11 protein-coding genes are annotated in these 14,721 nt (G+C 67.1%); 2 read left to right on the top strand and 9 right to left on the bottom strand.

The window, feature by feature from the left end:
* Positions 1-124 precede the first annotated feature (124 nt).
* Positions 125-1,309 carry a glycoside hydrolase family 18 protein gene (locus ACVOK1_RS17970; protein WP_481562837.1) on the bottom strand — a complete coding sequence of 395 codons (1,185 nt, stop codon included), beginning with the start codon at positions 1,307-1,309 and terminating at the stop codon, positions 125-127.
* Positions 1,310-1,401: 92 nt separating this feature from the next.
* Here ACVOK1_RS17970 and ACVOK1_RS17965 point away from each other — a divergent pair, with 92 nt between their 5' ends.
* Together ACVOK1_RS17965 and ACVOK1_RS17960 are read left to right on the top strand one after the other, a co-directional pair.
* Entirely contained in the window at positions 1,402-2,391 is a 990-nt protein-coding gene (locus ACVOK1_RS17965) for a hypothetical protein (RefSeq protein ID WP_481562836.1), read from the top strand.
* Between the two features lie 115 nt (positions 2,392-2,506).
* Complete coding sequence (locus ACVOK1_RS17960; RefSeq protein ID WP_481562835.1) at positions 2,507-3,571, top strand: serine hydrolase domain-containing protein; 1,065 nt, start codon at positions 2,507-2,509, stop codon at positions 3,569-3,571.
* Here the strand turns inward: ACVOK1_RS17960 and ACVOK1_RS17955 are convergent.
* The 8 genes from ACVOK1_RS17955 to rimP form a co-directional block, all read right to left on the bottom strand.
* The gene (locus ACVOK1_RS17955) at positions 3,540-5,108 is read right to left on the bottom strand and encodes a winged helix-turn-helix domain-containing protein (protein ID WP_481562834.1); all 1,569 of its coding nucleotides are present in this window, start codon (positions 5,106-5,108) and stop codon (positions 3,540-3,542) included. The genes ACVOK1_RS17960 and ACVOK1_RS17955 overlap by 32 nt on opposite strands.
* Positions 5,109-5,283: 175 nt before the next feature.
* Complete coding sequence (gene pnp / locus ACVOK1_RS17950; protein WP_108769445.1) at positions 5,284-7,392, bottom strand: polyribonucleotide nucleotidyltransferase; 2,109 nt, start codon at positions 7,390-7,392, stop codon at positions 5,284-5,286.
* A gap of 150 nt (positions 7,393-7,542) precedes the next feature.
* A complete protein-coding gene (gene rpsO / locus ACVOK1_RS17945) occupies positions 7,543-7,803 on the bottom strand; it encodes a 30S ribosomal protein S15 (RefSeq protein WP_005410445.1) in 261 nt (86 codons plus the stop codon).
* A 174-nt stretch (positions 7,804-7,977) separates the two neighbouring features.
* Positions 7,978-8,886 carry a tRNA pseudouridine(55) synthase TruB gene (gene truB, locus ACVOK1_RS17940; protein ID WP_164072858.1) on the bottom strand — a complete coding sequence of 303 codons (909 nt, stop codon included), beginning with the start codon at positions 8,884-8,886 and terminating at the stop codon, positions 7,978-7,980.
* 113 nt (positions 8,887-8,999) lie between these two features.
* Positions 9,000-9,383, bottom strand: a complete 384-nt coding sequence (rbfA, locus tag ACVOK1_RS17935) for a 30S ribosome-binding factor RbfA (protein ID WP_005410447.1) — start codon at positions 9,381-9,383, stop codon at positions 9,000-9,002.
* 124 nt (positions 9,384-9,507) lie between these two features.
* Positions 9,508-12,156 carry a translation initiation factor IF-2 gene (infB, locus tag ACVOK1_RS17930; protein WP_108769447.1) on the bottom strand — a complete coding sequence of 883 codons (2,649 nt, stop codon included), beginning with the start codon at positions 12,154-12,156 and terminating at the stop codon, positions 9,508-9,510.
* A 92-nt stretch (positions 12,157-12,248) separates the two neighbouring features.
* A complete protein-coding gene (gene nusA, locus ACVOK1_RS17925; protein WP_108769448.1) occupies positions 12,249-13,760 on the bottom strand; it encodes a transcription termination factor NusA in 1,512 nt (503 codons plus the stop codon).
* 4 nt (positions 13,761-13,764) lie between these two features.
* Positions 13,765-14,355 (bottom strand): ribosome maturation factor RimP, encoded by a 591-nt coding sequence (gene rimP / locus ACVOK1_RS17920; protein ID WP_108769449.1) that lies wholly within the window; start codon positions 14,353-14,355, stop codon positions 13,765-13,767.
* Between the last annotated feature and the right edge of the window lie 366 nt (positions 14,356-14,721).

Here is a 14,721-nt window from a genome sequence, read left to right as displayed (position 1 = left end):
CCCGGCGCGGGGCCCGCCGCCCCACCCCCCCCCCCCCCGTGTTCCTCCGCCCCCCCCCTTGCGCTGGGGTTTGGTCGCCCCCCACCCCGCCCCCCCCGGGCCCCCCGACTCTACAAAGGCCTGGTCAGTCGCCGACGCGGGCCTTGTGCCACGGTGCGAGCATGGCGTTGAGCAGGCTGGCCTGTTCGTCGTCACCGGTCAGCTCCCACATGAACACGCCGGCCAGGCCCTGCTCACGGGCGAACTGCGCGCGCAGGCCGATCGAGCGCGGGTCTTCGTAGCTGATGAAGATCTTCTCGGCCGCGTTGTACAGCCACGGGCTCTGCGCCTGCGGCTGCCAGTGCTTCGTCCAGCCCGGCTGGTCCAGGTAGCGCGCCTTGATCACCCGCCAGTCGCCGGCATCGGCCGGTGCGCTGTAGGGCTGGTAGAGGCCATCGGGCGCGTCACCGGTGACCTTGAAACCACGCCCGTAGAACGGCACGCCCAGCACCAGCTTGTCGGCCGGCACGCCGTGGTCGCGGTAGTACTGCACGGCGCCGGCCACGTTGTTCCAGCGCCGCAGTTCCGGCGCCAGCGGGTCGGCCGGCACTTCATGCAGCGGCGCATTGAAGGTCGACACCGCCGAGAATCCGGTACCCATGTCATAGCCCATCAGGTTGATGAAATCGAACACCTTGGCCAGCGCCGGCAGATCGTAGCTGGCCGCCGGGTCATAGGGTCCGTCGGTCTGCAGGCGGCCGGCCGCGAGCGCGGCGGTCAGCAGCATCGGTTGGCCGCGCTTGCGGCCACGCGCATCCAGCGCCACGCGGAAGGCCTGCGCGAGCTTCGTCATGTTCGCGCGGTCCTGTGGGCGATGGGCCAGTTCCTTCGGCCCGCCACTGACCGGGAATTCCCAGTCGATGTCCACGCCGTCGAAGCTGCCTGCGTACTGGTCGAAGAACAGCGCCATGCAGGAATCAACCAGGCGCTTGCGGCTGGCCTCGGTAAGCGCGGCATCGGAGAACCCGCCCGCGCCCCAGCCGCCGATGGAGATCAGCGTGCGCAGGTGCGGATGCGCCTTCTTCAGCTCGGCCAGCGCGGCGAAATTCTTCGGCGCTTCGGCACCCACCGTGCAGCGCCCGGCTTCGATGGTGGAAAACGCATAGAACAGGTGGGTCAGGCGCTCGGCCGGTATGTGCGACACCGGGTAACGATCGGCCGAACCACCGGGGTAGTACGCGCCGTAGATCGGCGACTGCGCCGCGTGGCTGGCGGCGGGAACGGCGGCGGCAATCAGCAGGGCAAGCCCGGCCAGGGTCTGGCGCAACATGGAAACTCCCGATAGGTAGAGTCGAGCAGGCTCGACTCTACACGGATCCCGCATCGGCTAAGGTAGCCGCGGATCTTCAATCGCACACGGACATGAGCACAGACCACGACGCCCCTCAAGACGCCACCCATGATGCACTGCGGGCCAAACAGTCCCGCGCATACGCGGCCTTCGACGAGGGCGACCTGGCACAGGCCGCGCACCTGTTCGGCGAACTGATCGAGCACGCGCCCGAGGTGTCCTACCTGCATTACATGCGCGGGCTGGCGCACAAGTACCTGCGCGACTGGCCCGCCTCGCTGCAGGACAACCTGCGTGCGGAGCAGGCGAGCGACGAATTCGACGAAGCCGCCGCCTGGAATGCTGGGATCGCGGCCAGTGCCCTGGGCGACTGGACCGAGGCACGCCGGCAGTGGAGCCGGTGTGGCATCACCCTGCCCGAGGGTGACGGCGAGATCGCAGGCAACTTCGGCGTGGCCTGCGTGCGCCTGGCGCCCTGGAAGGATGCCGAAGTGGTGTACATGAACCGCATCGACCCGGTGCGCGCGCGCATCGGCAACGTGCCACTGCCTGAAAGCGGCTTCCGCTTCGGCGACATCGTGCTGCATGACGGCGCCTCCACCGGCCGCCGTGCCTACGGCGACGGCGATGTGCCGGTGTTCAATGCGATGCAGCGGCTGCAGGCATCGGACATGGCGACCTTCACCGTGTTCGTGCAGTGCGACTCGGTCGACGATGTCGCTGCGCTGGAGGCACTGACCCTGCCTGGCATCGGCACGGTCGAGGACTGGACCGCGACGGTACGCCGGCTGTGCCGCCGCTGCAGCTATGGCACCCCGCACCGGCATGACGACGAGGCCGGCAACGATGACGACGGTGGTTGGACGCGTGAGCGCGACCTGGGCATCGCCGCGCAGGGCCGGGCCGCGGTGGAGAAGCTGCTGGCGACCTGGACCGCGGCGGGACCGGGGCGCGTGCTGCAGGCCATCGAGCAGCGCGAGCATCCCTTGAGTGATCCGGAGCCGGGCCAGGTGTGGTGGCTGGGCGAGGAAGAGGAGGAGGAGCGCGTCAACCAGGGTTGACACCTGCCGGGTGCTGAAGCCTTGTGGCACAAGGACTTCAGAATTCTTCAGACCGGTTTCCAGCACTTCAGTCGCAGCGCCGGCTCAATCGGGCTCCCTTTGATGGAGTCCGACGATGCGTTCGATCCTGCCTGCCCTCGCCCTGCTCTGCGCGGTCTGCACCCTGCCCTTCGCCGCCCGCGCCACCCCACCCGACCCGGCCCGCCTGCAGGCCCTGCAGCAGGCCATCGCCAGCGATGAACTGAAGCAGATCCGCAGCGTGCTGCTGCAGGTCGATGGCGAGGTGGTCTACGAAGGCTACTTCAATGGCGCCGACGCGCAGACTCTGCACGACGTGCGTTCGGCCAGCAAGGGCGTGACCGCGCTGCTGGTCGGTGCCGCCATTGGTGAGGGCACCCTGCCCGGCGTGCAGGCCCGTGTGTACGACTACTTTCCGGCCTACACCGCCCACCACGCGGTCGACCCGCGCCTGCGTGCCACCACCGTGCAGGATCTGCTGACCATGAGCAGCCTGTGGGAATGCGATGACGAAAACCAGTTCTCGTCCGGCCACGAGGAACGCATGTACGTGTCCGAGAAGTGGCTGGACTTCACCCTGGGTCTGCCGGTGAAGGGCTTCGCGCCGTGGATGCAGCGGCCGGAGGACAGCCCGCATGGGCGCGCGTTCGCCTACTGCACCGCCAACCCGTTCGTACTCGGCGCAGTGCTGGAGCAGGCCAGTGGTCAACCGCTGGCCGACTACGCCGCGCGCGCCCTGGAGCGGCCGCTGGGCATCACCCGCAGCCAGTGGAACCGCTCGCCGGAGGGCATCGGCATGGGCGGCGGCGGCACCCGCTACCGCACGCGGGATCTGGCCCGCTTTGGCCAGCTGGTGCTGGACGGTGGCCGCTGGCAGGGCCGCCAGCTGGTGCCGAAGGAGTACATCGAGGCGATGGTGCAACCGCAGGCGACCACTTCCGATGACAGTGACTACGGCTACCTGTGGTGGGGCCTGAAGCTGGACGTGCAGGGCTCGCCGCGCACGGTGTGGGCGATGTCCGGCAACGGCGGCAACTATGTGTTCGTGCTGCCCGAGCAGCGCGTGGTGGCGGTGGTCACCAGCCAGGCGTTCAATCGCAACTTCGCCCATCCGCAGTCGCGGCGCATCCTCACCGAGTTCCTGCTGCCGGCGCTGCGCTGAGCGCGGCCAGGTCGTCCGGCCGCCAGCTGGCGGCCAGCACCTGCGCACGTTGCCGGGCGATGTCGGCATCCAGCCGCTGCAGCAGGACCGGCCAGCCGGGCGCGCTGCGCAGGGGGACGAACAGCGGGGTGGCACGCAGCCACGCCACGTCGCGGAAACCGTCATCGACCGCCTGCTGCAGTGCCGCCACCGCATCGCCTGCATGGCCCTGGGCCTGCAGCAGCAACGCGCGCTCCAGCGCTGCATCGGGCCAGCCATCGCCCGCTCCCGCACTGGCAGCGAGCTGCTGCAGGCGCTGGTCGATCCACGCGGCGTCCGCAGCCTGCACGCCATGCAGCGCCGCCAGGGTCTGGCCCAGCGACTGCTGCGGCCGCAGCTGGCGGCCGCGCTCGAACGCGTCGGCGGCGCCTGCAGCGTCGCCGGCCAGCAATGCCAGTTCGCCCTGCAGGCGCAGCAGCTGCGGATGCGGGGTGCCACGCGCCAGCGCTTCATCCAGCGCCTGCCGCGCCCGCTGCGGCGCACCGGCCAGATACAGGCTGCGCGGCCAGGCGATGTTGGAAAACACGTTGTCCGGGTACAGCTGGAAGTTGCGCGCGTGGCGCTGCCCTGCCGCGTGGGTGAAGCCCAACAGTTCCAGCTCGCGCGCGACCTGCACGTCACGGAAGCGGATGCGCTCGGGCGCCTTCAGCGACAGGTTGGCATGCAGCGCCGTGGCGAGCTGGCCGCGTTCCTGCTGCAGGTAGGCCAGCGATGCGCGGCTGCGCTCGTCGCCCGGCTCGAGCTCGATCGCGCGGCTGTAGCCGCTGATCGCCTGCCGCATGTCGCCCAGGCAGTCCTGCGCGTAGCCCCACAGGGCGTGTGCGGCTGCATCGCCGGGGCTGCGCTGGCGCTCCTGATCGGCCAACGCCAGCGCCTCGCGCAGCTGCTCGGGCGTGCCATTGAACAGGCAGCCCTGCGCCGACAGGGCGCGTGACAGGCCGCGACGCGCAGGTACGGAATCCGGATCGGCCTGCAGTGCCTGGCGGTACAGGCTGATCGCCCGTTCGTTGTTGCCGGCCTGGCCGATACCTGCGTAATAGTCAGCACGCTGCAGGACGGACTGCGCCCCGCCGTGCATGGATGGCCGCGGCCACAGGGCGAAGGTGCCCGCCACAGCCAGCACCGCAGCCGCCGCCACGCCCCAGGTGATGCTGCGCAACGCGTGTGAGCGCGCAGGCGGCACGCTGGCCGCCAGCGGCGGCGCACACAGCTGGTAGCCACGACCACGCACTGAGCGGATGTACCGCGGGCGCCGGCTGTCATCGCCCAAGGCCTGGCGCAGCAGCTTCACCCGCTGGCTGACCGCATCCTCGCCGACCACCGCCGGTGCCCAGACCTGGGCAGCCAGGGTGTCGAAATCCACGACGTCGGTGCCGTGCCGGAGGAGTACGTCGAGCAGGGTCCAGCTGAGGCCGCTGACCGGCAACACCTCGCCGTTGCGACTGACGCGTTGCGCCGGGCGATCGATATCCAGGTCGAGCAGGCGCAGGGTGTCCATGGGCGAAGCATAGCGTTACGGCTGCGCCGGAAAACAGACAAAGAAAAAGCGGGCCGAAGCCCGCTTTTTCATTTTTCGAAGGTGTGAGGACCAACGGTCCTCACCTACCGTTATCGACCGCGGCGAAAGCGTGAGGACCAACGGTCCTCACCTACCGTAATCGACCGGAGGTCGATTACTCGGCGCTGGCGCCTTCGCCTTCTTCGACGGCCTTCATCGACAGGCGGATACGGCCCTGCTTGTCGACTTCCAGGACCTTGACCTTGACCACATCGCCTTCCTTCAGCACGTCGCCGACCTTCTCGACGCGGTCGCTGGAGATCTGCGACACGTGGACCAGACCGTCCTTGCCCGGCAGGATCGTGACGAACGCACCGAAGTCCATGATCTTGGCGACCTTGCCTTCGTAGATGCGGCCCGGCTCGACGTCCGAGGTGATCTGCTCGATGCGGGCCTTGGCGGCCTGGGCAGCGATGGCGTTGACCGAAGCAATGACGATGGTGCCGTCATCCTGGATGTCGATCTGGGTGCCGGTTTCCTTGGTGATGGCCTGGATGGTGGAACCACCCTTGCCGATCACTTCGCGGATCTTGTCCGGGTGGATCTTGATGGTCAGCAGGCGCGGCGCGTAGTCCGACAGCTCTTCACGCGGAGCGGTCAGGCCGTGGGCCATTTCGCCCAGAATGTGCAGACGGCCAGCCTTGGCCTGCTGCAGAGCCTGCTTCATGATCTCTTCGGTGATGCCTTCGATCTTGATGTCCATCTGCAGGGCGGAGATGCCCTCAGCGGTACCGGCAACCTTGAAGTCCATGTCGCCCAGGTGATCTTCGTCACCCAGGATGTCGGACAGGACGACGAAGCGATCGCCTTCCTTGACCAGGCCCATGGCGATACCGGCAACCGGTGCCTTCACCGGCACGCCGGCGTCCATCAGGGCCAGCGACGAACCGCAGACCGAGGCCATCGACGAGGAACCGTTCGACTCGGTGATTTCCGAGACGACGCGGATGGTGTACGGGAAGGATTCCAGCGACGGCATGACAGCCAGCACGCCGCGCTTGGCGAGGCGACCGTGGCCGATTTCGCGGCGCTTCGGGCCCATCATGCGGCCGGTCTCACCCACCGAGTACGGGGGGAAGTTGTAATGGAACAGGAAGTTTTCCTTGTACTCACCGGACACGGCATCGATGACCTGGCCATCACGGGCGGTGCCCAGGGTGATGGTCACGATGGCCTGCGTTTCACCGCGGGTGAACAGCGAGGAACCGTGGGTACGCGGCAGGATGCCGGTCTGCACGGCGATCGGGCGGACGGTGTCCAGCTGACGGCCGTCGATGCGGACCTTGGTGTCCAGCACCGAGTTGCGCATGGTGCTGTATTCCAGCTCGCCGAACTCCTTCGACAGCTCGGCCGGGTTCCAGCCTTCAGCGGCCACGCGGCCAGCCAGGGTTTCGACCACGTCCTTCTTGATCGCCGAGATGGCGTCACGGCGCTGCAGCTTGTCGCGCACCTGGAAGGCTTCGCCCAGGCGCGGGCCGATGGCTTCCTGCAGGGCGCTGATCAGCGCGTCGTTCTTGGCCGGGGCCACCCAGGTCGACGGCTTGGTGCCGGCTTCCACGGTCAGCTCGTTGATCGCGTTGATGACCTTCTGCATTTCGCGGTGACCGAAGGTCACGGCGCCCAGCATCACGTCTTCGGACAGCAGCGCGGCTTCGGATTCAACCATCAGCACGGCGTTGGCGGTACCGGCAACAACCAGCTCCAGCTCCGATTCCTTCAGCTCCGACACGGTCGGGTTGAGGATGTACTCGCCGTTCTTGTAACCGACCTTGGCGGCGGCGATCGGACCCTTGAACGGGGTACCGGCCAGCGACAGGGCAGCCGAGGCACCGATCAGGGCCGGGATGTCACCGTCGATTTCCGGGTTCAGCGACATCACCGTGGCGATGATCTGGACTTCGTTCTTGTAGTCTTCCGGGAACAGCGGACGGATCGGACGGTCGATCAGACGCGAGATCAGGGTTTCCTTCTCGGTCGCGCGGCCTTCGCGCTTGAAGAAGCCACCCGGGATACGGCCACCTGCGTAGAACTTCTCCTGATAGTCACAGGTCAGGGGGAAGAAATCCTGGCCTTCGCGCGCGCTCTTGGCGGCGACGGCGGAGACCAGCAGCACGGTGTCGTCGAACTTGACGATGACGGCGCCACCGGCCTGACGGGCGATTTCGCCGGTTTCAAGCGTGACGGTGTGCTTGCCGTACTGGAAGGTTTTGGTGATTTTTGCCACGGAGGGTGTCCTTGGGGATGCTGTCTGCGAATTTGGACCGTCGGCGACCCTTGCCGCCAGCGGGTGACCGGATCGTTCCGGTCTGAATCGGTATTCCGGTGCTACAAAACAAAACCGCGGCGCATCGCTGCGCCGCGGGGGATTCTTTGCTTAGCGACGCAGGCCAAGCTTTTCGATCAGAGCCTTGTAACGCTCGACGTCCTTCTTCTTCAGGTAGTCGAGCAGGCTGCGACGGCGGTTGACCATCTGCAGCAGGCCGCGGCGGCTGTGGTGGTCCTTCTTGTGGGTCTTGAAGTGGCCGGTCAGCAGTTCGATGCGGGCGGTCAGCAGGGCAACCTGGACTTCCGGGGAGCCGGTGTCAGCCGAGCTGCGCTTGTTGTCTTCAATGACCTTCTGGGTGTCGATCGACATCTTCTTTTTTCTCTGTGATGCGTGGCCGGCAGGAACGCGCTTCGCGCACCGCCAGGCTCGCCGTGGACTACGAGGATGAAACCTGCGCGAGGCAGGTTGCCGGAAAACGGCCGCGAAATTGTAACGGTCAGGGGCTCCGGGAACAAGGACCGGGGCTGAACCGGCCGGGTCCCGTCAGAGGTTGAAGCGGCGCTGCGGGGCCAGCAGGCCACTGTCGTCGACCTGCCCCAGGCCCTGGACAGCATCGTCCGGCCCGTACACGGCCACCAGGCCGCGCGGCCAGGCGGCGTCGCGCTGGCGCTGGCCGACACAGAAGCGGTGCGCCTGTTCAGCGTCGAGGTCGACCCGCGGGTATTCGGCCAGGCCGGCGGCCAGCGGCAGCAGCAGCGCCTCCATGCCCGCCTCGTCGCCGGCCTCGACCATCGCCCGCAGCTGGTCCAGGGTGACCATGGCCGGGGCGTGGAACGGCTCGACCCACAGCCGGCGCAGCGCGCTGATGTGGGCGCCACAGCCCAGCGCCTCGCCGAGGTCACGGGCCAGGCTGCGGATGTAGGTGCCCGAACCGCAGGTCACCCGCAGCCGCAGGCGCTCGGCCTGCTGCTCGAGCACCTCGATGGCATGCACCTGCACCTCGCGCTCGGGCGCCTCGATGACGTCACCGCGGCGCGCCTTCACATACAGCGGCTCGCCGCCCTGCTTCAGCGCCGAATAGATCGGGGCGCGCTGCAGGATGCTGCCGGTCAGCGGTGCCAGTGCGGCCTGCAGAGCCTCGGCGCTGATCGCCGGGACCGGGCGCTGCAGCAGCACCTGGCCTTCGGAATCATCGGTATCGGTGGTCTGGCCGAGCTGGATCTCGGCGTCATAGGCCTTGGCCGAGCCCAGCAGCAGGCCGGCGATCTTGGTCGCCTCGCCGAAGCACAGCGGCAGCAGGCCGGTGGCCAGCGGGTCGAGGCTGCCGGTGTGGCCGCCCTTTTCGGCACGGAACAGGCGGCGGGCCACCTGCAGGGCGGCGTTGGAGCTCATGCCGGTCGACTTGTCGAGCAGCAGGATGCCATCCAGGCGGCGGAACTGAATTCGGGTCATGTCAAATACGGGTAGCGCCGGGCCATGCCCGGCGAGCTCGACTGCCGAAGCGCGGCCAGCGTCCGGCCTCGCACGGTCAGAATGAAAAACGCCGGGCATCACCCGGCGCATGCTTATTCTTCGTCGCTCTCGCGACGCTTCTCCGCGGCCAGCGTATCGGGCAGGTCGCGCAGGATGTTGTCGATGTGCTCACCACGGTCGACCGAGTCGTCGTAGTGGAAATGCAGCTCCGGCACATGGCGCAGCTTCATCGCGCGGGCCAGGTCCATGCGCAGGCGGTAGCCCAGCTCCTTCAGGCCGGCCACGGCTTCGGCCGAACGTTCCGGCATCAGCGCGGTGACGAACACCTTGGCATGGGCCATGTCGCGGGTGATTTCCACGTCGGACACGCTCACCGAGGGCAACCCGTGCTCGCGCACGGCGTTGTGCACCAGGGTGCCGAGTTCACGGCGCAGCTGGGCGGAGACACGGTCGGTTCGATGGAAAGTCTTGGGCACGAGGAGCTCTTGGTTCAGTTGTCGCTCGACCAACGGTCGGGCGCTACATCTACATGGTACCCGACCAATGGCCGGGCTCTCCATCACGGTAGGGCCCGACCGTTGGTCGGGCCACCTTGCAGCATTACAGGGTGCGCGGCACTTCGATACGCTCGAAGCACTCGATCTGGTCACCCGGCTTGACGTCGTTGTAGGCCTTCACCGCGATACCGCATTCGGTACCGTTGCGGACTTCCTCGACGTTCTCCTTGAAGCGGCGCAGCGATTCCAGCTCGCCCTCGAAGATCACCACGCTGTCGCGCAGCACGCGGATCGGCTTGTTGCGCTTGACCACGCCCTCGATGACCATCGAGCCGGCAACCGCGCCCAGCTTGGAGCTGCGGAAGACGTCGCGGACCTCGGCGATACCGATGATCTCTTCGCGGATCTCCACGCCCAGCAGACCGGATGCCACCTGCTTCACCTGGTCGATCACGTCATAGATGATCGAGAAGTAACGCAGGTCCACGCCGTTGGATTCGATGATGCGACGGGCCGAAGCGTCCGCACGCACGTTGAAGCCGATGACGGTGGCCTTCGAAGCGGCAGCCGAATTGGCGTCCGACTCGGTGATGCCGCCCACGCCGGAGTGGATCACGTTGATGCGGATGTCTTCGTTGGACAGCGCGACCAGTGCCTGGCTCAGCGCCTGCACCGAACCCTGCACGTCGGCCTTGATGACCAGGTTGAGGACCTGCTGGCCCTCGCCCTTGCCCAGGGTCGCCATGATGTCTTCCATGCGGCTGCCAGCGGTGGCGACCAGGCGCGATTCGCGGCGCTTGGTCTCACGCTGCTGGGCAACGTCCTTGGCCAGGCGCTCGTCCTCGACGACCACGAAGTCGTCACCGGCTTCCGGCACGCCGGACAGGCCCAGGACCTGCACCGGGATGGACGGACCGGCGAACTCCGGCTGCTTGCCGGTTTCGTCGAACAGCGCACGCACGCGGCCGTACTGGATGCCGCACACCAGGTAGTCGCCCTTCTTCAGGCGGCCCTGCTGCACCAGCACGGTGGCGACCGGGCCACGGCCCTTGTCCAGCGAGGATTCGATGACCACGCCTGCGGCGCGGCCTTCGTCGACGGCCTTCAGCTCCAGCAGTTCCGCCTGGACCGAGACGGCGTCCAGCAGGTCGTCGATGCCCAGGCCGGTCTTGGCCGAGATCTCCACCATCTGGATGTCACCGCCGAAGTCTTCGGCCACGACCTGCTCGGAGAGCAGCTCGTTCTTGACCCGCATCGGGTCGGCGCCGGACTTGTCGATCTTGTTGATGGCCACGATCAGCGGCACACCCGCCGAACGGGCGTGCTGGATCGCTTCCTTGGTCTGCGGCATGACGCCGTCGTCGGCGGCAACCACCAGGACCACGATGTCGGTCAGCTTGGCACCGCGGGCACGCATCGAGGTGAACGCGGCGTGGCCCGGGGTATCCAGGAAGCTGATGACGCCCTTCGGCGTATCAACGTGGTACGCACCGATGTGCTGGGTGATGCCACCGGCTTCGCCGTGGGCGACCTTGGTACGGCGGATGTAATCCAGCAGCGAGGTCTTGCCGTGGTCGACGTGGCCCATGATGGTGACCACCGGCGGACGCTGCACGGCTTCGCCCTGGTTTTCACCGGTCGAGGCCAGCAGTGCGTCTTCGGCGTCGTTGTCATTGGCACGGATCGCCTTGTGGCCGAGTTCTTCGGTCACCAGCGCAGCGGTGTCGTGGTCGATGGACTGGGTGATGGTGGCCATCACGCCCATCTTGAACAGCGCCTTCACCACCTCGCCGCCCTTCAGCGCGAGCTTCTGCGCCAGATCGGCAACGGTGATGGTTTCGCCGATCGCCACTTCACGCACGACCGGTGCGGTCGGACGCTCGAAGGCGTGCGGACCAGCGTTGTTGCCACCACGCGACATGTCGCGACGGCCGCCACTCTGGTTGCGACCACCGGGGCGACCGCGGTTGTTGCTGTTGTTGCTGTTGCCACGACGCGCACGGTCGGCAGCCGACAGGTGCATCTGGCCGGCGAAACGATCGCCCGGGCCACGCTCGCTGCGCGGCGCGCTGCGGTTGTTGCGGTCGTCGTTGCGCGGCGGTGCCGGCGGTGCACCACGCGGTGCGGCCGGAGCGGCAGCCGGGGTACGCGGCGGGCGCGGTGCGGTTTCGTCGATCGGAGCGCGCTTGGGCTTGGTGGCAGCCAGGGCCTCGGCGGCCTTGGCGGCAGCTGCAGCTTCCTCGGCAGCCTTCTTCTCGGCCTCGGCACGTTCCTTGGCGGCAACTTCTTCCTCACGGGCACGGACGATGGCTTCGTCGCGCAGACGATCCTTCTCGGCCAGGGCCTGCTGTTCGGCGAGGTTGCGGGCGCGCGACTCTTCCAGCTTGCGCAGGATGTCGGCACGCTCTTCGTCCGGCGTCATGGCACGCGCACCATCCTTGACGTAGGTACGCTTCTGGCGCACCTCGACATTCACGGTCGTCTTGCTGCGACCGGAATTGACCGTCACTTCCTGCTGTTTCCGGCGGTTGAGCGTGATCTTCTTTGCAGACTGATCAGTCTCTTCCGGGGCCTGCTCGGGCTTGCCGTGCGAACGACGAAGGAAGCCCAGGAGCTTCACCTTCTCGGTGCTGGTCACGACCTGGTCGGGACCGCTGAACTTCATGCCGGCACCGGCCAGCTGTTCCAGCAGTTTCTCGACCGGCGTGTTGACCAGTTCGGCAAGCTTGCGGATGGTGGTTTGCTGCGACATTCGGATCCTATGATCTTGTGGGCGCCCCCCCGCAGATGGAGGTGGCGCGGATTCTACGCCCTGATCGGCTCAGGGCCCTGTTCATTGCCGGCTCATTCGCCGCGTTCCAGTCGGGCGATCTCCTCGGCACGCGCGGCCAGGATCAGCGCCGCGGCGCGCTCCTGGTCCAGCCCTTCGATGCCGAAGTCCATGACCTCGTCGGCGGCCAGGTCGGAAAGCTCCTCGCTGGTGCGCACGCCGTGGCCGGCCAGCGCGTACGCGGTGGCTTCGTCCATGCCCTCAAGGGACAGCAGGTCCTGCGCCGGCTGGCCGTCTTCAAGGCCTTCCTCGACTGCCAGGGCCTCATTGAGCAGCGCATCGCGGGCACGAGCGCGCAGCTCTTCGACGATGTCCTCGTCGAAACCTTCCACGGCCAGCAGTTCGCCGACCGGGACATAAGCAATTTCTTCAACCGTACCGAAGCCTTCGCTGACCAGGATGCCGGCGATCTCCTCGTCCACTTCCAGCTTGTCCATGAACAGCTGGCGGGCCGACGACTGCTCGGCTTCCGACTTGGCGGTGACCTGGTCCTGGGTCATCACGTTCAGCTGCCAACCGGTCAGGCGGCTGGCCAGGCGCACGTTCTGGCCGCCCTTGCCGATGGCCTGGGCCAGGCGGTCTTCGGCCACGGCCAGATCCATCGAGTGCTTGTCTTCATCGACGATGATCGACTGCACTTCAGCCGGTGCCATCGCGTTGATGACGAAGTTGGCCGGGCTGTCGTTCCACAGCACGATGTCCACGCGCTCGCCATTGAGCTCGTTGGACACGGCCTGCACGCGCGAACCGCGCATGCCGATGCAGGCACCGATCGGATCGGTACGGGTATCGTGGGCCAGCACGGCGATCTTGGCGCGGTCGCCCGGATCGCGGGCACAGGCCTTGATTTCCACCAGGCCCTGGCCGACTTCCGGCACTTCGAGCTTGAACAGCTCGATCATGAATTCCGGGGCGGCGCGGCTGATGAACAGCTGCGGGCCACGCGGTTCCGAACGCACTTCGGCCAGGTAGCCGCGCACGCGGTCACCGGCGCGCAGCACGTCGCGCGGGATGCCCTTGTCCTTCGGGATGAAACCTTCGGCGTTGCCGCCCAGGTCCACGTAGATGTTGCCGCGCTCGGCGCGCTTGACCACACCGGTGATCAGCTCACCAACGCGATCCTTCCACGCATCGACGACCTGCTGGCGCTCGGCTTCGCGCACGCGCTGCACGATGACCTGCTTGGCGGCCTGGGCAGCGATGCGGCCGAAATCGGGGTTTTCGATCTGTTCTTCGATGTAGTCGCCGACGTCCACGCCTTCGGCTTCGTCGACGGCGTCCATCAGGCGGATCTGGCGGTCCGGCGATTCCATGACCACGTCATCGGCCACCACTTCCCAGCGGCGGTAGGTTTCGTAGCTGCCATCCTTGTGGTCGATGACCACGCGGGTCAGCACTTCCTCGTCGGCATAGCGCTTCTTCGCTGCGGACGCCAGGGCGGCCTCGATCGCATCGAAGATCACTTCACGCGGCACGCCCTTCTCGTTGGCGACCGCGTCCACTACCAGCAACAGTTCCTTGCTCATTGGCTCACTCCGCGCGCGGCTTCTTTGCCGCCGGCTCGTTGGAAGAAGAATTCTTGTCCGGCTTCGGACGCTTCGGCGCCGGGCCGGTCGGCTTGCTCGGGGCCAGGCCCAGGGCAACCCAGTCCGGCATGATCCGGGCCTTGTCGATGTTGTCGGCCGACACGACCACTTCGGTCTTGTCGACGATGAAGGTGATGGTGTCCGCAGCCTCGTCGGTCGCTTCGATGCGGCCCTGCAGGCGACGACGGTTGTCCTGCGGCAGCTTCAGCGTGACCTTGGCCATTTCGCCCAGGTGACGGCCGAACTGCTCCAGGTTGAACAGCGGACGGTCGACGCCCGGCGAAGACACTTCCAGCGTGTAGTTGCCGCTGATCGGGTCTTCGACGTCCATCTGCGCGGACACTTCGCGGCTGACGCGCTCGCAGTCGTCCACGTTGATGATGCGCTCGGGCTGTTCAGCCAGCGGCACGTCGATGTAAAGGCGCAGGGTCGCACCGCCGGGGGCCGGCAGATACTCAACGCCCAGCAGCTCCAGGCCCAGCGACACAACGGTCGGGCCGAGCAGATTCGCGATGTCGGTTGCCTTGTCGCTCACAGCCTGCCTTGATCTCTTGGTTGGGTGCCGGCCACGGCCGGCGGGGAAAACATGACGCCCCGGAAACGACAAAGGGCCCGCTGGGCCCCTTTTTCCGGAAAGACTCCGGTGACTGGATTCCGGTTGCAACGCGCTGCGTAAGCGTGTTGCGAGCCCTCCTTCCGGACCGGGTCTCCCGTGGGGAGGCCGCCTTCAGGGGTACTGCCTAGGCCGCTGATGATAGCGGCTGCACCTCGCTGGTGCAAGGCTTGGACCGCCTTGCAACCGGCCGCTGCGCTCGCCCGGGCTGGGGGGCGGGGCCCCGGAGGACCGGCGGGGGGTGCCCGCCGGCCCTGCCCGCGGCAGCACCGGACGGCCCAGACACAC

It is taken from the genome of Stenotrophomonas sp. STEN087, assembly GCF_056759115.1.
The sequence above is the reverse complement of the archived record's forward strand: the minus strand, read 5'-3'. Positions and strand labels throughout refer to the sequence as shown.

Coding starts and splice junctions, on each gene's coding strand:
- ACVOK1_RS17970 (WP_481562837.1), bottom strand. CDS start 1,309: ATGTTGCGCCAGACCCTGGCCGGGCTTGCCCTGCTGATTGCCGCCGCC.
- ACVOK1_RS17965 (WP_481562836.1), top strand. CDS start 1,402: ATGAGCACAGACCACGACGCCCCTCAAGACGCCACCCATGATGCACTG.
- ACVOK1_RS17960 (WP_481562835.1), top strand. CDS start 2,507: ATGCGTTCGATCCTGCCTGCCCTCGCCCTGCTCTGCGCGGTCTGCACC.
- ACVOK1_RS17955 (WP_481562834.1), bottom strand. CDS start 5,108: ATGGACACCCTGCGCCTGCTCGACCTGGATATCGATCGCCCGGCGCAA.
- rpsO (WP_005410445.1), bottom strand. CDS start 7,803: ATGTCGATCGACACCCAGAAGGTCATTGAAGACAACAAGCGCAGCTCG.
- truB (WP_164072858.1), bottom strand. CDS start 8,886: ATGACCCGAATTCAGTTCCGCCGCCTGGATGGCATCCTGCTGCTCGAC.
- infB (WP_108769447.1), bottom strand. CDS start 12,156: ATGTCGCAGCAAACCACCATCCGCAAGCTTGCCGAACTGGTCAACACG.
- nusA (WP_108769448.1), bottom strand. CDS start 13,760: ATGAGCAAGGAACTGTTGCTGGTAGTGGACGCGGTCGCCAACGAGAAG.